16 protein-coding genes and 1 tRNA gene are annotated in these 19,520 nt (G+C 44.1%); 10 read left to right on the top strand and 7 right to left on the bottom strand.

Annotated features, from left to right (window positions below):
- Positions 1–96: 96 nt before the first annotated feature.
- Positions 97–492 carry a hypothetical protein gene (locus tag FTV13_RS08620; protein WP_004783587.1) on the top strand — a complete coding sequence of 132 codons (396 nt, stop codon included), beginning with the start codon at positions 97–99 and terminating at the stop codon, positions 490–492.
- A 61-nt stretch (positions 493–553) separates the two neighbouring features.
- Here the strand turns inward: FTV13_RS08620 and infC are convergent, their stop codons facing one another.
- From infC to FTV13_RS08600, 4 genes are all read right to left on the bottom strand, one after another.
- Positions 554–1,105, bottom strand: coding sequence for a translation initiation factor IF-3 (gene infC / locus FTV13_RS08615; RefSeq protein ID WP_081400954.1), 552 nt, complete (start codon positions 1,103–1,105; stop codon positions 554–556).
- Between the two features lie 5 nt (positions 1,106–1,110).
- Positions 1,111–3,033, bottom strand: a complete 1,923-nt coding sequence (thrS, locus tag FTV13_RS08610) for a threonine--tRNA ligase (protein WP_180011737.1) — start codon at positions 3,031–3,033, stop codon at positions 1,111–1,113.
- A gap of 227 nt (positions 3,034–3,260) precedes the next feature.
- Entirely contained in the window at positions 3,261–4,427 is a 1,167-nt protein-coding gene (locus tag FTV13_RS08605; protein WP_180011735.1) for an alanine racemase, read from the bottom strand.
- A gap of 12 nt (positions 4,428–4,439) precedes the next feature.
- The gene (locus FTV13_RS08600) at positions 4,440–5,723 is read right to left on the bottom strand and encodes a D-arabinono-1,4-lactone oxidase (RefSeq protein ID WP_180011733.1); all 1,284 of its coding nucleotides are present in this window, start codon (positions 5,721–5,723) and stop codon (positions 4,440–4,442) included.
- A 241-nt stretch (positions 5,724–5,964) separates the two neighbouring features.
- Between FTV13_RS08600 and FTV13_RS08595 the strand changes: the two genes are divergently transcribed.
- A complete protein-coding gene (locus FTV13_RS08595; protein WP_180011732.1) occupies positions 5,965–7,608 on the top strand; it encodes an acyl-CoA synthetase in 1,644 nt (547 codons plus the stop codon).
- A gap of 263 nt (positions 7,609–7,871) precedes the next feature.
- On the opposite strand, the gene FTV13_RS08590 is transcribed toward FTV13_RS08595, so the two are convergent.
- A tRNA-Leu gene (locus tag FTV13_RS08590) sits at positions 7,872–7,958 on the bottom strand.
- A 167-nt stretch (positions 7,959–8,125) separates the two neighbouring features.
- On the opposite strand from FTV13_RS08590, the gene queA reads away from it, so the two are divergent.
- From queA to secF, 8 genes are all read left to right on the top strand, one after another.
- A complete protein-coding gene (gene queA / locus FTV13_RS08585; protein ID WP_180011730.1) occupies positions 8,126–9,160 on the top strand; it encodes a tRNA preQ1(34) S-adenosylmethionine ribosyltransferase-isomerase QueA in 1,035 nt (344 codons plus the stop codon).
- A gap of 18 nt (positions 9,161–9,178) precedes the next feature.
- Positions 9,179–10,207 carry a hypothetical protein gene (locus tag FTV13_RS08580; RefSeq protein WP_180011728.1) on the top strand — a complete coding sequence of 343 codons (1,029 nt, stop codon included), beginning with the start codon at positions 9,179–9,181 and terminating at the stop codon, positions 10,205–10,207.
- Between the two features lie 25 nt (positions 10,208–10,232).
- The gene (locus FTV13_RS08575) at positions 10,233–10,802 is read left to right on the top strand and encodes a LemA family protein (protein WP_180011726.1); all 570 of its coding nucleotides are present in this window, start codon (positions 10,233–10,235) and stop codon (positions 10,800–10,802) included.
- Positions 10,803–10,913: 111 nt separating this feature from the next.
- Entirely contained in the window at positions 10,914–11,768 is an 855-nt protein-coding gene (locus FTV13_RS08570) for a DUF4303 domain-containing protein (protein WP_180011724.1), read from the top strand.
- 122 nt (positions 11,769–11,890) lie between these two features.
- Entirely contained in the window at positions 11,891–13,021 is a 1,131-nt protein-coding gene (gene tgt, locus FTV13_RS08565; protein ID WP_180011722.1) for a tRNA guanosine(34) transglycosylase Tgt, read from the top strand.
- 100 nt (positions 13,022–13,121) lie between these two features.
- Complete coding sequence (gene yajC / locus FTV13_RS08560) at positions 13,122–13,451, top strand: preprotein translocase subunit YajC (RefSeq protein WP_004783613.1); 330 nt, start codon at positions 13,122–13,124, stop codon at positions 13,449–13,451.
- Between the two features lie 52 nt (positions 13,452–13,503).
- On the top strand, positions 13,504–15,402 hold the full coding sequence (gene secD, locus FTV13_RS08555) for a protein translocase subunit SecD (RefSeq protein WP_159123076.1): 1,899 nt from the start codon (positions 13,504–13,506) through the stop codon (positions 15,400–15,402).
- 7 nt (positions 15,403–15,409) lie between these two features.
- Positions 15,410–16,384: a protein translocase subunit SecF gene (gene secF / locus FTV13_RS08550; RefSeq protein WP_180011720.1), complete on the top strand. Its 975-nt coding sequence runs from the start codon at positions 15,410–15,412 to the stop codon at positions 16,382–16,384.
- Between the two features lie 34 nt (positions 16,385–16,418).
- Here secF and FTV13_RS08545 read toward each other — a convergent pair whose 3' ends face one another.
- Both FTV13_RS08545 and FTV13_RS08540 read right to left on the bottom strand, forming a co-directional pair.
- Entirely contained in the window at positions 16,419–17,090 is a 672-nt protein-coding gene (locus tag FTV13_RS08545) for a hypothetical protein (RefSeq protein WP_180011718.1), read from the bottom strand.
- An 89-nt stretch (positions 17,091–17,179) separates the two neighbouring features.
- Positions 17,180–19,489 carry a bifunctional (p)ppGpp synthetase/guanosine-3',5'-bis(diphosphate) 3'-pyrophosphohydrolase gene (locus FTV13_RS08540; RefSeq protein WP_179992984.1) on the bottom strand — a complete coding sequence of 770 codons (2,310 nt, stop codon included), beginning with the start codon at positions 19,487–19,489 and terminating at the stop codon, positions 17,180–17,182.
- Positions 19,490–19,520: the final 31 nt, after the last annotated feature.

Genomic DNA, 19,520 nt, shown 5'->3' with positions numbered 1-19,520 from the left:
ATAGTTGATTTACATAAAATTTCGGCTATGCTTTTCTGAAACAGAATAAAACATTCAATAAATACCATAGATAAAAAAATCTGCCGTAGGTGCACTATGAATTATGTCCGTCGCAACGCCCTAAGTCCATTCATGCTATTGGGCTTGCTCTTCTTTTTATTGATTGTCATTTTACTGCTATTGTTTGGCTGGCCACATTATAAAGTTTGGAAACAAGGGATGGATGGTCAGGCAGCATTGGCTGAAGCAGAACAATCTAAAATGATTCAAGTGCAAGTTGCAAAAGCGGAACTGGAAAGTGCCAAACTGCGTGCAGAAGCTATTAAACTCGTTGGGCAGGCAGCTAAAGATTATCCTGAATATCGCAAGCAGGAATTTATTGGTGCATTTGGTGAAGCCCTACGTGAAGGTCGTATTCAACAAATAATTTATGTACCCACTGAGGCCAATATTCCGATTGTAGAAGCAGGAAAATCCTACCCTACTCAATAAAAAATTAAGTTACCTCATAAAAAAGCCCTGCAAATGCAGGGCTTTTTTCATCAAGAGATGCTTACTTTTTCTTTTTAGGACCAAGCAGCATACCCATTTGACGACCTTCCATTTTTGGTGCTTGTTCAACAACACCATATTCAACGACGTCTGCTTCAACTTTTTGCAGTTGAGCCAGACCCAGTTGCTGGTGAGCCATTTCACGACCACGGAAACGCAGGGTAATTTTAACCTTGTTTCCTTCTTCAAGGAATTTGATGATTGCACGTAATTTTACGTTGTAATCACCTACATCTGTCGCAGGACGTAGCTTGATTTCTTTCACCTGGACTTGATGTTGTTTTTTCTTCGCTTCTTTCTGCTTTTGTTTCAGATCAAACAAATGCTTATTGAAGTCCATGATTTTGCAAACAGGTGGCTCAGCATTGGCTACGATCTCAACAAGATCAAGCTCAACATTTTCTGCTGCGCGCAATGCTTCCGCAAGGCTTACAATACCTTTTTGCTCACCATTTTCGTCTACAAGACGAACTTCTTTAGCACGAATTTCATCATTCAAGGCAGGACGGTTTGATTTATTACCGCCCTGTTGATTACGGTCAGGCTGTTTAATCGCTGTTACTCCACAATGTACCGGCCGCGTTCGGCAACGGCTGCTTTTACTAAGTCAACGAAAGCATCGATTGACATAGTACCCAAATTTTTTCCTGAGCGGGTACGGACATTCACAGTACCTTCCTCTACCTCACGGTCCCCAAGTACCAATAAGTAAGGAATACGCTCTAAAGTACGTTCACGAATCTTAAAGCCGATTTTCTCATTTCTCAAGTCAGAAATTGCACGAATTCCGTTTTCTTTAAGTTTCGCGACGACTGACTCACAAGCCTCGGCTTGAGCATCAGTAATATTCATGACACACGCTTGCACTGGTGATAACCAAGGTGGCATAAAGCCCGCGTAGTGTTCAATCAGTATACCAATAAAACGTTCGAAACTGCCAAGAATTGCACGGTGCAACATCACAGGCTGATCACGATCGTTGTCTTCAGTAACATAAGAGGCATCCAGACGTTCTGGAAGGTTGAAGTCACATTGAATGGTACCACACTGCCAGATTCGGCCTAAGCAATCTTTCAATGAGAATTCGATCTTCGGACCGTAGAATGCACCTTCACCTGGTTGTAAATCCCAATCCAGGCCAGCAGCATCTAAAGCATCTGCCAAAGATTTTTCTGCCATATCCCAAAGTGCATCATCACCTACACGTTTTTCAGGACGAGTCGACAACTTCATTTGTACTTCTTCGAAGCCAAAATCTTTGTATACGTCTAGTGTCAATTTGATAAAGTCTGCAACTTCGGTACCGATTTGTTCTTTAGTACAGAAAATATGCGCATCATCTTGGGTAAAGCCACGTACACGCATGATGCCGTGTAAAGAACCTGATGGCTCGTTACGGTGACATGAACCAAACTCCGCTAAACGGATTGGAAGATCACGATATGATTTTAAACCCTGGTTGAACACTTGCACGTGACAAGGACAGTTCATCGGTTTCACGGCATAATTACGGTTCTCGGAATGAGTCGTGAACATGTTTTCAGCATAGTTTGCCGCATGACCTGATTTTTCCCAAAGGGTGAAATCCACCACTTGAGGAGTACGGATTTCAAGGTAGCCGTTTTCTTGCTGAACTTTACGCATGTATTGTTCAAGCACTTGGTAAATGGTCCAGCCGTTCGGATGCCAGAACACCATACCTGGTGCTTCTTCCTGCATATGGAACAAGTCTAAGGCTTTACCGATTTTACGGTGGTCACGTTTTTCCGCTTCTTCAATACGTTTTACATACGCTGCAAGCTGTTTCTTATCAGCCCAAGCTGTACCATAAATACGTTGTAGCTGTTCGTTCTTCGCATCACCGCGCCAGTAAGCACCAGAGATTTTAGTCAGCTTGAATGATTTTAAGAATTTGGTATTTGGTACGTGCGGACCACGGCACATATCCAGATAGTCCTGATGGTAGTACAGGCCCATTTGAGTTTCTTCAGGCATGTCTGCGATCAGGCGCAATTTGTATTCTTCACCACGGGCTGTGAATTCTGCAATCACTTCATCACGCGGAGTCATTTTTTTCACGACATCATAGTCTTGATCGATGAGCTTTTTCATACGCTCTTCAATCGCAGCCATGTCATCTAAAGTAAATGGACGTGGCATCCAGATGTCATAGTAGAAACCTTCTTCAATGACTGGACCAATGACCATCTTTGCTTCTGGGAACAATTGCTTAACGGCATGACCCACCAAGTGTGCGCAAGAGTGACGAATAATTTCGACACCTTCTTCATCTTTAGGCGTGATGATTTGTAAGGTTGCGTCTTCAGTAATCAGATCGCACGCGTCCACTAGACGATCGTTTACACGACCTGCAACGGTATTTTTTGCAAGACCAGGACCGATGCTTTGAGCAACTTCCATCACAGATACGGCGTGATCAAACTGTTTTTGATCGCCATTTGGCAAAGTGATAATTGGCATATGAAATCCTTAAGGAGTGATGCCCCGTACCATGGAGCATGTCACCGCGAGATTATGATCGAGGGAGAACCTCAAAAGATAAAAACGGTGGATAAATAAAAAATCGCCTAGAATTTTACACGGCTTGAGCCAATGATTAAACCTTTTCCCTAATAAAAATAGGATTTATCACCAAAAAGTTCTTTTGAGCTGCAATGAGTTAAGATCATTATTCACTCAAGAATTATTTATTCTCTAAAGGTTTGCCACGCTTCAAATTGCCTTTCGATATAGACATACAATTGAGAAAACTGGGGAATGATGGCTTCGCTTTGAGTTGGTCTTAAAAACACATAATCATCGACTTTCAGTTCGCAAGATTTCGATACCAGAACCATTTCCTGATTGCTACTGCGTCCATATAAAATATGCGGCTGGCTTTTTTCTGGAAAATAATAGTCCGCCTGCCAGTAGCCACCATAAATAAATAATGCTTTATACTGATGCGGTAGATAATTAAATACTTCCAGACCGGGAATCTGGCCATAAGGCAGCACTTTTAAAATTGGTGTGGCAATCCACAAGGCACATTTTAAAGCAGAGAGATTTTTCAGATCGAAGTCACTGGGTTTAAGTAGCATGGAACCAAAAGCCAGATCATTACAAACACTCTGCTGGCAATGCTGCATAAAGGTCGGACTGCCGCCACCATTAAAACATAGGTTTTCATGCCATAAATCAGGAAATTGCTGCAGCGTCATCTTGAATTGTTGATAAATCTGCTGTGATTGCTGATAACTTTTTTCAAGTCTTTTGAGAATCTTTGGCAGTTTGGCTACATGCGCATCATAGCCCATTAATCCGGAAAATTTTAGATTCAGAGGATGCTGCTGAATCAGCTTGAGTAGGGCTACAAACTGTTCCTGACTGCTTACTCCTCCGCGATGCAGCCCCACATCAATTTCAATATTTATATTCAGGCAGACATTCAGGTTTTGGGCGAGTTGCAGATACTGCTCCAGACGTGCCTGACTATCGATCAGCCATTGAATATTTACTTGAGTATTTAAGTCCATTTGACCAAACCAGCTTTGATAAAAGCGCTGCGCTGCATGAACCGGCATTGGCTTACCGAGTAGAATGTCCGCTTGCTCAAATGCTCCGATAATTTCCCGAAGATGTGGCAGATGAAATACCATAAAACGCTGGGTATTCAGCTTTTCACTAGCGAATTGAAGCAACTCAGTACTGGACAGAGATTTCACCACCAGACGAGGCTTTAACTGCGGAGGTAGTTTTGCCTGCACAACATCCAGATTATGCTGATACTGAACCAAATCCAGAATCAGTTGTGGTGTACCTGTACCCTGCTGTTTTAGGTCTTGAGTCAATTGCTGAAAATAAGTTGATCGCATCTTTTACTCCTGCTACTTAGCCAGAAACAGTTGTTTCAAGTAGAGATTCAGCCATTTTTTCTGCGGATCCAGTTGCTGACGTAGCGCCACAAATTCAGGCCATTTTGGATATAAATCACGCAGTGATGCAGCATGCATGTTATGCAATTTCCCCCAATGCGGTCGCCCCTGATATTTCTGAAAAATCGGTTCCACTAGATTAAAAATGACGTGATAATCCTGCTTATAAAACTGATGGATAGAAATTGAAACTGAATCCCGCTGATAAAACGGACTGAGCCAGATGTCATCCGCTTTGACATAACGAAACTCGATCGGAAAGAACATCGGCACACGATGCTGCCTTAAACAATGCAGCACTTCTTCCAGACACTGCAAGCCTAGTTCGACCGGAATCTGGTATTCCATTTCATTAAATCGGGTATTACGCGGTGTGGGGAAAATCTGACTGGACCAATCCACAAAACAGGTCGGTTTGACAAAAACACCGAGCAGCTTTTGCAGATAAGGATTGGTAGACGGCAATAACCTTGTCAATTCCGAGCACAACATTAATAAACTATCTTCTGATGGCCAGCTTTCTTTTCTCGGCTGAATGCATTCATCCGTTTCATCCAGCGTTTTCAGCATGACCTGATCAGCATACAGAAAAGCCCAAAACTCAATATGCCGATACTGATGTTTCCATTGATCGATATTGGAAAATATGTCTTTTAACGGACACAACCGGATCTGTTCTTTTAATTTATAACGCGGCCGATTTTGCAGGGTGATTTTGGTGAGTATTCCGAGACTGCCCAGTGCTACCCGCCCTGCCTGAAAAATTTCCGTATTTTGCTGCTCATCACATTGCAATAATTCGCCATCTGCAGTCAGTAATTCAAAGCCTTGAACGAAAGCAGATAAACACGGCAAATCAATTCCCGTGCCATGCGTACCGGTCGAGACTGCACCCGCCAGACTTTGCTGATCAATATCGCCTTGATTGATCAAAGCCTGATTAAGAGGGGCTAGATATTCACCCAACTCATATAAACGCGTACCTGCCTGTACAGTACATTGAGCTGTCGCTTCATCTGCATCTATCACGCCTTTGAAATGATCCAGACGAATCAATACCTCATCGGTTTTGGCTAGCGCACTGAATGAATGTCCTGCACCCACCACACGAAACTGCGCATGTGACTTCACCAGATTTTGCAATTCATTAATTTCTTTAGGCTCAAAAATTTGAGGAGAACTGTACTGGCTTCCTGACCAGTTGCGCCATGTTGCATCCGCCTGTTGTATTTTCATTATTATTCCTTGGCTGAGGCTATATTTAACACCCATTTAGAGTAAAATACCTAAAAAGGCAAATATGGGAACCCATAGGTTCAAAAAAATCGGTGCTTAAAAATAATTTTATTAATATTCAATTATTTAAATTTTTAAAATTATACATTCGCACTCGACTAAAGCATAACTGCAAGACTTCCAAGAATTGCATATCTTTTTTAACAGGATATGAAAAATAAATATAGAACGGAGTTTTACAATGGTTAAGGCATACGATGAATTACCGCGCACCCCTGCCAATTTTGTAGCGCTGTCACCTTTACGCTATCTCGATCGCGCGGCTTATATCTACCCGAATCAAAATGCGATCATTCATGGTAAGCGTCGTATTACCTGGCGTGAAAAATACAATCGTTGCCGTCAGTTTGCCCACCAGCTCCAGAATTTAGGCATCGGTAAAAATGACACCGTTTCAGTTTTACTGCCAAACGTACCTGCGATGATCGAAGCACACTTTGCTGTGCCAATGGCGGGTGCGGTCCTGAATACTTTAAATACCCGTCTGGATGCCAAAACATTGGCGTTCATGCTGGAACATGCTGAGACCAAAGTACTGCTGGTCGATCCAGAATTTTCCGCAGTTGCAACAGAAGCTTTGGCATTGGTTCCACAGCAAGACATTTATGTGATTGACGTGACTGATGAAGAATTCGAGGGTGAAGATACCCGTATCGGCCAGATTGAATATGAAGACTGGCTAGCTCAAGGCGATGCCAATTTTGAATGGCATTTACCGGATGATGAATGGAATGCGATTAGCCTGAACTACACTTCTGGAACCACAGGCAATCCGAAAGGCGTGGTTTACCATCACCGTGGCGCTTATATTAATGCAGCCAGTAATATCATTGCTTGTGGCATGATGCCGCGTGCCACTTACTTATGGACCTTACCGCTGTTCCACTGTAATGGCTGGTGTTTTGCCTGGACCATGGCAGCCAATGGTGGTACGAACGTCTGCTTACGTAAAGTTGATCCGGAACTGATCTTTAAGCTGATTGCTGAACATAAAGTGGATTATTTCTGCGGTGCACCCATTGTGCTGTCGATGCTGATCAATACCCCTGAAGAGAAAAAGACCAAGTTTGATCACCGCGTAGAAGTGATGGTGGCGGGTGCTGCGCCTCCCGCTGCAATCATTGAAGGCATGCGCAATATCGGTATCAATGTAACTCACGTCTATGGCTTGACCGAGACCTATGGCCCTTCTGCGCTCTGTGCGTCTCAGGCAGGCTGGTCAGATCTGTCAATTCAGGAGCAGGCACAACTGCATTCTCGTCAAGGTGTACCATATCCACTGCAAGATGGCATGAAAGTGCTTGATCCTGACACTATGCAGGAAGTGCCACATGATGGTCAGACCATGGGTGAAATCATGTTCCGTGGCAACATCGTCATGAAAGGTTATTTAAAGAATCCGGAAGCAACTGCAGAAGCCTTTGCCGGTGGCTGGTTCCATACTGGCGATCTGGCAGTATGCCAACCTGATGGTTATGCAAAAATCACTGACCGCTCTAAAGATGTGATTATTTCGGGTGGTGAAAACATTTCATCGCTGGAAGTGGAAGAAGTGCTCTATCAGCATCCTGCTATTCTCACGGCAGCCGTGGTGGCAAAACCAGATCCTCGCTGGCAGGAAGTGCCATGTGCCTTTGTCGAACTGAAAGTAGGACAAACTGCCACAGCAGAAGAGATTATCGAATTCTGCAAGCAACATCTGGCGCGTTTTAAAGTACCTAAAGATGTAGTGATTACCGAGATTCCAAAAACTTCAACCGGGAAATTGCAGAAATTTATCCTGCGTGACTGGGCCAAAGAACGCTCAACGGGTGAATTTTCTTAATTTATTAAGACTGTAATATCTAGCTCCACTCCTGAATTTTATTTTTGATGGTGAAAAAGAAAAATTTGATGAGTGGGGCTTTTTTATATTCAGAATAAAGACAATTTGTTTATTTAGGTGCTGATTAAGGTACTTATTCTGAAATAACTCTTTCAAAATTGAAAAAAAAGAATGCAATCAATCAAAGAAGCTCACATCCACATGCTTATTTTTAGGCAATAAAAAACCCCAAGACTTAATATGCTTGGGGTTCTTCAGAATTTTGGTCCCGAGGGTCGGACTCGAACCGACACGTCATCTCTGACAGCGGATTTTGAGTCCGCCGCGTCTACCAATTTCACCACCTCGGGAGTGGATGACGGCTATATTACTCTGTTTCAAAAACTTGTCAACGCAGAAAAAACACATTTGCCTAATTTTAAAACAATTCTTATTTTTTTGTTTTATAATCGAGCAATTCCCGCCATAAAAAAGAAAAAAGTTTATACTAGCCGCAGTTTTTTTATCGTAAATTGTCATGCAACTTTCTGATTTTAGTTTCGATCTCCCTGATGAGCTGATTGCTCGCTATCCTCTTGAACAACGTAGTGCTTCCCGCCTGTTACACCTTGATGCACATGGCCAATATCACGATCACCAGTTCACCGATATTCTGGATTTATTGAATGAAGGCGATTTGCTGGTTCTGAACGATACCAAAGTGATGAAAGCGCGCCTGAAAGGTAAACGTGCCTCTGGTGGTGCAGTTGAAGTACTGGTTGAGCGTATGATGGATCAGTTCATTGCGCATTGTCATATCAAGGCCAGCAATACACCTAAAGCTGGTGCAGAATTATTTATTGGTCCAGATGAAGTCAAAGTCACCGTTCAAGGCCGTCATGAAAATCTGTTTATTGTCGAGTTTTCTCAGCCGATTCTGGATGTTTTAGACAAATACGGCGCGCTACCAATTCCACCCTATTTCAACCGTGAAGCGGAAGAGATTGATACGGTTCGTTATCAAACCGTTTTCAATGATCCGACAAAACTGGCCAGCGTTGCTGCTCCTACCGCTTCCCTGCACTTCGATGAAGAGTTGCTGAAGAAACTGGAAGAAAAAGGCATTCAGAAAACCTTTGTGACCTTGCATGTCGGTGCAGGTACTTTCCTGCCAGTTCGTACCAATGATATCGAAAACCATATCATGCACAGCGAATGGTGTCAGGTATCGGATGAATCCATGGAATTGATCAAAGCCACCAAAGCACGTGGTAATAAAGTGATTGCTGTCGGTACGACCGCAACCCGTGCGACCGAAAGTGCGGCTCAGGCCAATGGTGGTGAACTGAAAGGCTGGACCGGTGATACTCAAATCTTCATCTATCCGGGTTATGAGTTCAAAGTGGTGGATCGTCTGATTACCAACTTCCATTTACCGGAATCTACCCTGCTCATGCTGGTTTCGGCTCTATCTAACCGCGAAAACATCCTGAATGCTTACAAGCACGCGGTTGAAAGCAAATACCGCTTCTTCAGTTATGGCGATGCCATGCTGATTGATCAAGCGCAATAATCAGCAGGAAACCTCCCCATGCCGATCGAGTCTGTGCAGCATTCCATTCATATTCGACGTAAGAAAAATGAAGTGGTGTTTCGCAATATCGCCCGGCTCTGGGATCTGGGTCGTCAGGCCAAAAGCTATCAGGAATTATTGGATGGCTTGCACCCCTGGAATGGCCCAATTAGCTTAAAATTTGAAAATAATTTACCGCTTGCTCTGGCCGGAATCGGACTCTTTCTGATTGGCTGCATCTTTGTAGCGCCTGCCAATATCTGGATGCAAAGCGGTGTTTTCTTTGGATGCCTATTGGTATTCTGGGCTTATATCAGCTATGAACATCGAAAGCCACTGGATGAAGTCATTCGTTATCTGGAAGATGAGGCGCTCGCCAAAAAATACCAGCTGGCTTTTCAGAGGCAGCCACAACATATTTCTATTCCACTGAATCCCCTACATTTTATTAGCCATTTAAAACGTCTGTTCCCGGTATTTAATCAGGGCTCTCTGAGTAATGAAATTTCACGCTATGCCAGCACCGTCTGGGAAGATGAAGATGGTCAACAACATCAGGTTCTAGTCTTTCAATATCATTATGTACATGAAGTTCAGGTACGCAATAAGGAAGGTCAACCGGTCAAACTGACCCAGGTACATAAAGACCTTTGGGGGGTATTTGTTTTTGATGTTCAGATTCAGGGGCTAGCCGTGACTACCTCCAGAAAGAAATTTCATTATCCTTATGCTTATCCCTGGCACAGCAGCGACATTCGCACCAACCAGAAGTTAAATTTCTTTGGCAGTGATCCGATGCAAATGGCCAAAATGCTCACGCCTGGTTTTGTACTTCGACTAGCGGACTTTTTTGAACAGCGTCAGGGCGATTTATTGTTTCACCCGGAAAGCCATATACTCTGCTATCTGGGACCACATGATTTATTTGAGGTATCCAGTAAACACGATAAAATTAGCGATATTTCCACATTGCGTGGCCATCTCAGAACGTTTAAATTAATAGAATTGGAAAAGTTACATACTGATCTGACGCAATTTTTAAAATAATTATTTTTTTCTGGGGACTACTTTTATGGGATTTTTTGTTTTTGTCATTATCCCGCTTCTGGTCATTATTGCCATTATCATGATTCGTAACAGCATTGTGCGTCATCATAACTCCACTATTCGTGCATGGTCCGATGTCGCCAGCTATGAGCGGCAAAAACTAAAAATCCTGGATGGTCTGCAACCTCTGGTTGAGCAATATTCCAGTTTTGAAAAAGGAACTTTAGAGAAAGTCACTGAACTGCGCCAGAACATTATGAGCCTGAATATTCAGGATGCCGATATTGCCCAGTTACAACGGGTTGAAAACCTGAATAAAGAACTGATGCGCAGCCTGAATGTGGTGATTGAAAACTACCCTGAACTGAAAACTAATGACATTTATCTGAAAATGATGAATGAAATTGAAGAACAGAATGAAAATGTCGGCGCTGCAATTACCATCTACAACCGCAATGTCGAACTCTTCAATAACCAGATTCAGATTTTCCCGCACAATATTATCAATAACATGTTTCTCAGAAAGAAAGCAGTACGCCCTTTCCGTGACCAGACCGTGACTCAAAACTTTGACTATCGTCCGAACTTTCACTGAGAAAAATCATTACATTTTATAGTTTTTGATTTGCAATACATTGGCTTATGATGCAATAGCGAGAGATAAAGCAATACACTTATAAAAACCCAATAAAAAGAATAAAAAATCATGCTGGATTATTTAGAACACTTGCAACAGACGCTGGTCAAGGAATTTTATCAGCTGTATGACCGCTATCAGGATGACCACATCTATGCCTGTAGTCTGGTCTTTGACGAATTTTTATTGCTGGATGATCTGGCGATTTCCACAGAACGTAGCATTTTTCAGGACCCTGAAGATCCACAGCAATATCTGGCCGAACGGGATCGCTGGAATGTACGAAAATGGCGCTATAAAAGCCAAAGCTCTTCACAATCTGAACTCATGCCTTTTAAAACTTTGCTGGCAGAGTATTTTAAAACCCAGCATAGTTTTGGCCATCCTGTCTTAGCTCAACAAAAACAGCTTCCTGCTACTCACTTGGATTTATTGCTAGAAACTTTTAAACAAGCCAAACGCAAATTATCTGAAGCTTATGGTCTGGATCTAGATTCGATTATTTTTTTCCTCAGCGTTCCGATCCAACCCGAATGTGAATGCCAATCTGCACTTGAACTCAATTCCGACAGTCGCTTATTGCAGGACTTTTTAGCTTTCAGACAGACCCTGTCTCAACCGAGAGTCAATAAACGTTTAAAACTCTCACAAAGTGATAAGGATATTCTGATTGATCTGGAACAAATGCTGGCTATGGAACCTTATGACTATTTGCAAGTGGCGCAGGATGCCTATTTACTGACGCTGGAATCCTATTTTATCGACAGCAATATCTATATCCAAAAATTGATCCAGCATATTGCTGCCATGGCGGCTGAACCTGATGGTAGCTGTGCCTTGAGCCGGGAAGAAATTATGCAGCGTTTACAGCAATTTTCTGCAAACTTACCTCTTTCACCTGATATTTCCTCTATTCATCGATAAATAAAATTACAGAGTGAATTCTCTACAATGCTGGCGTTTAAGGTCAGAATCAAGGAAAATAGCGCCCTTTAATTCGCATTAGTAATCAGCGAACTGTTTTTTCGCCTTGATTTGGAACTCTTATGAAGTTTGAAAAATTAGGTCAGTCGGGTCGTGCCCGTCGTGGTCGTTTAACGCTTGAACATGGCGTAGTAGAGACACCCGTCTTTATGCCAGTTGGTACTTATGGCACGGTTAAAGGCATGTTGCCACGTGATGTTGAAGGTATTAAAGCACAGATTATCCTCGGTAATACTTTCCACTTATACCTGCGTCCGGGCCTTGAAGTCATCAAGCAGCATGGTGGCCTGCACGGTTTCATGAAATGGGATAAACCGATTCTGACTGACTCAGGCGGCTTCCAAGTCTTCAGTCTGGGTGCAATGCGCAAGATTGAAGAAAAAGGCGTGACCTTCCGCTCCCCGATCGATGGTTCAAAAGTTTTCCTTTCACCTGAAATTTCAATGGAAATTCAGCATACGTTGAACTCCGATATCGTGATGATTTTTGATGAATGTACGCCTTATCCTGCAACCCATGAAGAAGCGCAGAAATCTTTGCAGCTGTCTTTACGTTGGGCTGAGCGCTGCAAGAAACATCATTATGATGAACTCAACAATAAAAATGCCCTGTTCGGAATTATTCAGGGCGGGATGTATGAAGACCTGCGCGATGAATCCTTAAAAGGCCTGCTTGAGATTGACTTCGACGGTTATGCAATTGGCGGTCTGTCTGTTGGTGAACCAAAAGAAGAAATGATCAAGGTGCTAGATTATCTTCCGAACAAAATGCCGGAAAATAAACCGCGCTATCTGATGGGTGTCGGTAAACCGGAAGATATCGTTGAAGGCATCCGTCGCGGTGTAGACATGTTCGACTGCGTCATGCCAACCCGAAATGCACGTAACGGTCATTATTTCGTGACCGATGGTCTGGTGCGTATCCGTAACAGCCAATACCGTCATGATCAAAGCCCACTTGATCCACATTGCGACTGCTATACCTGTCAGAACTTTACCCGCGCTTATCTGTTCCATTTAGAGAAATGTGGAGAAATGCTGGGCTCTATGCTCGGTACCATCCATAACCTGCGTTATTACCAGCGTTTTACCGAAGATATCCGCAATGCGCTGGATAACGGAACTTTTGATGAATTTGTTCAGGACTTTTACGCTCGTCGTGGCCTGGAAGTTCCACCTTGTCCACAAGATTAATCTTTCAGCATTTGCGCTGAGGAAAAAGACAGGGTAAATTGCAAGAATATGTCAATTTATTATCGAGTTGATCACCAGTTTTTTATTTTAGGAAAATGAAATGAGCCTATTTATTTCGACTGCTCACGCTGCAGGTGAAGCTGCACAACAACCAAGCTTGATGGCTAACCTTTTGATGATTGCGGTTTTTGTTGCAATCTTCTATTTCTTGATCTGGCGCCCTCAATCAAAACGTGCCAAAGAGCACCGTGCTCTGGTTGACAGTCTTGGCGTAGGCAGCGAAGTCGTTTTTGCAGGCGGCTTAATGGGCAAAATCACTAAAATTGAAGGTGATTTCGCAGTCGTTGAGTTGAGCCGCGGTGTAGAAGTCAAAGTTCAACGCGCGAGTGTGATCTCAGTTCTGCCTGAAGGCACTTTAAATAACATTTAATCAAAATTAGTCGTGCTCCCCGCACGACTTTTTCATTTTAAGAAGAAAACGAATGCGTTACCCAGCATGGAAATATGTGCTGATCCTGGTTGTCCTGGTGGTCAGTACTTTATATGCCCTGCCAAGTTTGTATCCAGATGAACCTGCTGTACAGATTTCGGGTGCCAAAGCCGGTACTCAGATTGACGCAGGCATCGTACAAAAAGCAGAGCAGATTTTAACAACTGAAAATATTGCAACTCACGACAATAGCTTTAGTAATAACGCTGCTTTATTACGTGTAAATTCAAGTGAAGCACAGCTGAAAGCCAAAGAAGCTTTACGCCGTGGTTTAGGTGATGAATACGTCGTAGCACTTAACCTTGCTCCAACCACTCCAGAATGGCTACAGAAAATTGGTGCCAAACCAATGAAACTGGGTCTGGACTTACGTGGTGGTGTTCACTTCCTGCTCGAAGTGGATATGGACAAGGCGATTGCACAGCGCATGGACACCTCAGCAACTGACCTGCGTCGTCAGCTGCGTGATAACAACCTGAAATTCAATAGCCTGAATTTAAGCAATAACACCATTGTTGTGCAGTTTGCCAATAATGATGATCGTGCTGCTGTCATGGATTTCTTGCGCCGTAATGGCAATGAATTCAATCAGCAGGCAGTGGCGACTGAAACCGGTTCGACTTTACGCCTCAACTATACCGATACGCGTAAGCAGGAAATCGAATCTTATGCGGTGAACCAGAACTTAACTACTTTACGTAACCGTATTAACGAGTTAGGTGTGGCTGAAGCGCTGGTACAAACCCAAGGTAGCAACCGTATTGTGGTTGAACTTCCGGGTGTACAGGATACCGCAGAAGCAAAACGTGTCTTGGGTCGTACGGCGAACCTGGAATTCCGTCTGGTGTCTGATCTGAATGATCAATACATCGATCCTTATACTGGCCAATTAAGTGGTACAGCTCCAGCAGGAACTCAGGCATTTGCTTATGAATCTCTGGACAGTGGTCGTCAGTTATTGCTAAACCGTAACCGTATTTTGACCGGTGAACGTGTACAAAATGCATCTTCTGGCTTTAGTCAGGATACTGGTGGTGCTGAAGTTAATATTACTTTGGACAGCGCTGGCGGTAAATTGATGGCAGATGCCACACGTAATGCCGTAGGCAAACGTATGGCGGTACTGTTCATTGAGAACAAGCAAAAGATCAGCTACGTAGAAGACCCGGCAACAGGTGCACAAACTGAAGTGCGTACACCATATACCGAATCTGTGGTGATTAACGCTGCTACCATTCAGGCAGTATTGGGTTCTCAATTCCGTATTACCGGTCTGGACTCACCTCAGGAAGCTTCTGAGCTTGCCTTGATGCTACGTGCTGGTGCTCTGGCTGCGCCAATGTATTTCGTTGAAGAACGTGTGATTGGTCCAAGTCTGGGTCAGGAAAATATTGATAAAGGCGTACTCTCTACCCAAATCGGCTTCATTCTAGTAGCGATCTGGATGGTCGTATTCTTCCGTCTGTTTGGTGTAATTGCCAACTTTGCGCTGGTCGTTAACCTGGCGATGATTCTGACAGTGATGTCGTGGATTGGCGCTTCCCTCACCCTGCCGGGTATCGCGGGTATCGTGATTACCATCGGTATGGCGGTCGATGCCAACGTACTGATCTGTGAGCGGATACGGGAAGAAATGAAATGGGGCGCCTCGCCGAAACAGGCAATTGTGGCCGGTTATGATCGAGCCTATAACACCATTTTCGACTCGAACTTAACTACCTTCCTGGTCGCGTTCATTCTGTTCGCAATTGGTACTGGTCCAATCAAAGGCTTTGCTGTCACCCTGATGATTGGTATTGTCTGCTCGATGTTTACGGCGATTACCGTAACCCGTGCGATCGTACAGATCATCTATGGCAAAAAACGTAACTTGAAAAAGTTGAGCATTTAGGAGATCGATGATGACTGAAAATACTCAACTGAATCAGAAACAGTACGGTCGCCCTGAAGACGAACGTATCATTCCGTTTATGAAGATTGCATTGCCTGCGGCAGTGTTCTCTATCATCCTGACGGTTGCCAGCATCTTCTTTATTGCGACCAAAGGCTTGAACCTCGGTCTGGACTTTACTGGTGGTGTCTCAGCAGAGCTGAACTATACCAATCCGGTAAAACCTGATGATGTAACTCAGGCACTCAGCAAAGCTGGCTTTGATGATGCTGTCGTGCAGACGCTGGGCTCGGAACGTGACCTGATGGTACGTATGCCGGTTCAGGAAGATATTGAAGCAGAAGACCTTACCAAAGCCGTTACTGCAGCAGTTCAGCTGCCAGGCAATACGGCTCAGGTACCTAAGGTCGATGTAGTCGGTGGACAGGTCGGTAATGAGCTGTATGTGCGTTCTGCGGGTGCAGTTGCTCTTGCCCTCTTGCTGATGCTGGTCTATGTCACTATCCGCTTTGAGTTCAAACTGGCGATGGGTGCGGTACTGTCATTGTTCCACGATATCGTGGTGACGATTGGTATTTTTGCCATGATGCAATGGCCATTTGACCTTACGGTTCTGGCTGCACTACTGGCGATCATCGGTTTCTCACTTAACGATAATATCGTGGTCTCTGACCGTATCCGTGAGAACTTCCGTAAGATCCGGGGTGCCGAACCTGTTGAAATTATCAATATTGCCTTGACTGAAACCTTACGCCGTACCATTCATACTTCTATGACTTTATTACTGGTTGTAGTGGCCATGATGATCATGGGCGGTGCTGGTCTGAAATGGTTCTCGATTGCGATGTTTGTGGGTGTCTTTGTCGGTACCTATTCTTCGATCTATATCGGTACAGCCTTTGCCCTGTGGCGCGGTCTGAATCGCCAGGACTTTATTGTTCAGGTGAAACCAGAATTTGAAGACGAAAATCAGCTTCCATAAGCTGCCCGTTTTCGATTTCACTATTCAGCCCATCTTATGATGGGCTGAATTTTTTCTGGTCTAAGAAAATTGAATGCTGAGGCACTATGGCAATCACAGGATGGATTTTAGCTACATCAGACTTTTGGAAACTGACCTTGCGGCTTTCATCCAGACTTTGGATCTGATAGCTGTCCTGGTTTTCCGACATCAGCTCCACAATGAGCTGCAGTCCATTAATTAAATAAAGACACACCAAGCCAGATGACTGTAATACGGCTTGCTCATCACAGACCAACCACCAGCCTGCTTTTAGGCTCGGAAAATAATACTGTCCTGTCACCTGAATGGCATAATGCTGAGGTTCCAATTTAAGCCATGGTAAAAGTCTTTCTGCCGAATCTATAGTTTTCATTTTAAAGGCTTGCTGCTCAACAACCTGCATCTGGAACAAAGTTATTTTTACAGGACTAGATGCCACTTCAATGACAGGTGCTTCAGCACGATCCAATATTAAACATTCCAAACCCAGTTGCTGTTCAAGTTCTCGTGCAGCCTTCTCTCCAATCTGGCGCTTACTGTTCAATAGCTGGGTAATATAAGCTGCAGACAGACCAAAGTGCTCGCAAATCTCTTTGCCATTTTTAAACTGCTGGCTATCAATCAACTGATCAATCACTTTGGCTAGATTATTTCGTCTCAGTTCAAATATTTCCGTGGCACTCATGTTATTTGCTCTTCTCCCTCTTAAGCACACCTTATAACAAAAAAGCCCGCAATTGAATTGCGGGCTTTTCTAATCATGCCTAAGAAGAATTAGTTACCTTGTACCAGACGGCGTGCACTGATAATTCCCGGCTGCTGTTCAAGACGGGCCAATAGTTTGGAAAGTTGAGCCAGACCTTTAACTTCGATCAGCAGTTTCATATTGGCAATACCATCTGCTTCAGAAATAGTATTTACCTGACGGATATTGATCTGATCCGAGAAAATTACCTGGGTCAGGTCTTTCAGCAAGCCACGACGGTCATAGGCTTCCACCACAATCTGTACACTCTGACCGCGAGTCGGCTGCATCTCCCAGTCGGCTTCTACTGCACGTTCCGGTTCCTGCGAGATCATGCGTACATAATCTGGACAAGCCACCTTGTGGATGCTTACACCACGATTCAACGTGATATAACCCGCAATCGATTCACCATGTACCGGCTGACAGCATTGGGCAACATGCAGTTCGACGTTATCCAGACCATCAATCAGAATACCATGTGCAGACAAGGTATGGCTGGCACGCGGATTCAACGCCGGTTTCAGCACCAGTTCAGGCTCATCCTGATCCAGATGCATATGACGGTTCACCTGATTGATCAGGGCATGCAGGCTGATATCACCATTCACCAGACCAATCAGAATGTCTTCACCACTTTTCACATTGAAATGGTTGCAATAATCACCCAAGTCGATTGATTTCGGGTGAATTGCTAGACGTGCCAATTCTTTATTCAGAATTTCACGACCCACTTCCAGGTTCTTACTGCGATCCTGCTGACGGAACCAGTGACGTAACTTGTCACGGGCACGTGCAGTCTTGATATAACCCAGTGAATTAACCAACCAGTCCCGATTTGGTTCACGGTCTTTCTTGGTCAGAATCTCAACCTGTTCACCAGTTTTCAAGGCATAGGTTAAAGGTACATAGCGCTGGTTGACCCGGGCTGCATAGCATTTGTTGCCGACTTCAGTATGTACATGATAGGCAAAGTCGAGTACGGTTGAACCTCGTGGTAACTCTTTAATATCACCATCACGGCTGAACACATAGATTTTTTCGAAGCCTTCAAAATCTTGAATATGCTCAAAATTTTCAACTTCCTCTTCTTCATCCTTATGTGCACTGGCTTCATTGCGTTCCTGATAATGCTCAATCACTGCACGCAGGGAGTGCAGACGATGATTAAAGGAGGTATCGGTATTTTTCGAACCTTCCTTATAGTTGAAGTGTGAGCATACGCCAAGTTCAGCCTCTTCATGCATCGTATAAGTACGAATCTGCACTTCAAGTGACTTGTTTTCCGCAATCACAGCTGTGTGTAAAGAGCGATAACCATTGGCCTTCGGATTGGTAATATAGTCATCAAACTGATGCGGAATATGTCGCCACAATTGATGTACGATCCCGAGCGTGTGATAACACTCAGGCACACTTTTCACCAATACACGCAGCGCACGGATGTCATACAGCTGGTCGAAGCTCAGGCTTTTGCTTTTCATTTTCCGATAGATCGAATAAATGTGCTTCACCCGGCCGTTAATTTCAGCTTCAATGCCGTGTTCTGCCAGCTCTTCACGCAATTTATCAATCACGAACTGAATATATTGTTCACGTTCCAGACGCTTTTCATTCAGCAAAGAGGCAATTTCTTTATAGCGTTCTGGCGCCAGATAGCGGAAGGCCAGATCTTCGAGTTCCCATTTCAACTGGGCAATCCCGAGACGATGCGCTAGAGGAGAATAAATGGTGAGAATTTCTCGTGCGACCCGTTCTTGCCGTTCACGTGAAGAATTGGCCAGTTCGCGCAGTGCATAGGTACGTTCTGCCAGCTTGATTAACACGACGCGGACATCTTCTGTCACTGAAATCAGCATCTTGTAAATGCCAGACAGATGTTCACGCTGGTTATTATTAAAGTGATCTTCCAGGCGTTTATTTTTTTCAATCAGCTCAGACAGCTTACCCATGGACAGCGTGCCTTTGACCAGACTGTAGACCTGTTCACCGAATTTTTCCTGCACTTCTGCCAGTGGCATGACGCCTTCACGTACTGCGCGGTAAAGCATGGCAGCGGACAAGGTATCTTCATCGACATAGAGATGCGCGAGAATATCCGCCATTTCAATACCGGTATAGAAGGTATTAGAGCGATGCTGAATCGTACTTTGTAGCTCTTTTTCTAAGGTTAAACGGGCAACTTCTTCGAGCTGCTTCAGGGGAGCCCCGTCTAATATGCCACGAACCCGATCTAACCATTCAGTCAGATCCTGCTGTGCTTGTTCGGCATGTTCTACAGTCGCCTCCTGTGACAACTCAGTGAGCCGCCCAGGCAGTTGCTCACGTACTGTGACCATACCCTTCTCCTACTTTTAGATACATCATCTC

This window comes from Acinetobacter sp. YH12235 (assembly GCF_013417705.1).
Taxonomy (GTDB): Bacteria; Pseudomonadota; Gammaproteobacteria; order Pseudomonadales; family Moraxellaceae; genus Acinetobacter.
This window is presented reverse-complemented; position numbering and strand designations above follow the sequence as displayed.

Coding starts and splice junctions, on each gene's coding strand:
- FTV13_RS08620 (WP_004783587.1), top strand. CDS start 97: ATGAATTATGTCCGTCGCAACGCCCTAAGTCCATTCATGCTATTGGGC.
- thrS (WP_180011737.1), bottom strand. CDS start 3,033: ATGCCAATTATCACTTTGCCAAATGGCGATCAAAAACAGTTTGATCAC.
- FTV13_RS08605 (WP_180011735.1), bottom strand. CDS start 4,427: ATGCGATCAACTTATTTTCAGCAATTGACTCAAGACCTAAAACAGCAG.
- FTV13_RS08600 (WP_180011733.1), bottom strand. CDS start 5,723: ATGAAAATACAACAGGCGGATGCAACATGGCGCAACTGGTCAGGAAGC.
- FTV13_RS08595 (WP_180011732.1), top strand. CDS start 5,965: ATGGTTAAGGCATACGATGAATTACCGCGCACCCCTGCCAATTTTGTA.
- queA (WP_180011730.1), top strand. CDS start 8,126: ATGCAACTTTCTGATTTTAGTTTCGATCTCCCTGATGAGCTGATTGCT.
- FTV13_RS08580 (WP_180011728.1), top strand. CDS start 9,179: ATGCCGATCGAGTCTGTGCAGCATTCCATTCATATTCGACGTAAGAAA.
- FTV13_RS08575 (WP_180011726.1), top strand. CDS start 10,233: ATGGGATTTTTTGTTTTTGTCATTATCCCGCTTCTGGTCATTATTGCC.
- FTV13_RS08570 (WP_180011724.1), top strand. CDS start 10,914: ATGCTGGATTATTTAGAACACTTGCAACAGACGCTGGTCAAGGAATTT.
- tgt (WP_180011722.1), top strand. CDS start 11,891: ATGAAGTTTGAAAAATTAGGTCAGTCGGGTCGTGCCCGTCGTGGTCGT.
- yajC (WP_004783613.1), top strand. CDS start 13,122: ATGAGCCTATTTATTTCGACTGCTCACGCTGCAGGTGAAGCTGCACAA.
- secD (WP_159123076.1), top strand. CDS start 13,504: ATGCGTTACCCAGCATGGAAATATGTGCTGATCCTGGTTGTCCTGGTG.
- secF (WP_180011720.1), top strand. CDS start 15,410: ATGATGACTGAAAATACTCAACTGAATCAGAAACAGTACGGTCGCCCT.
- FTV13_RS08545 (WP_180011718.1), bottom strand. CDS start 17,090: ATGAGTGCCACGGAAATATTTGAACTGAGACGAAATAATCTAGCCAAA.
- FTV13_RS08540 (WP_179992984.1), bottom strand. CDS start 19,489: ATGGTCACAGTACGTGAGCAACTGCCTGGGCGGCTCACTGAGTTGTCA.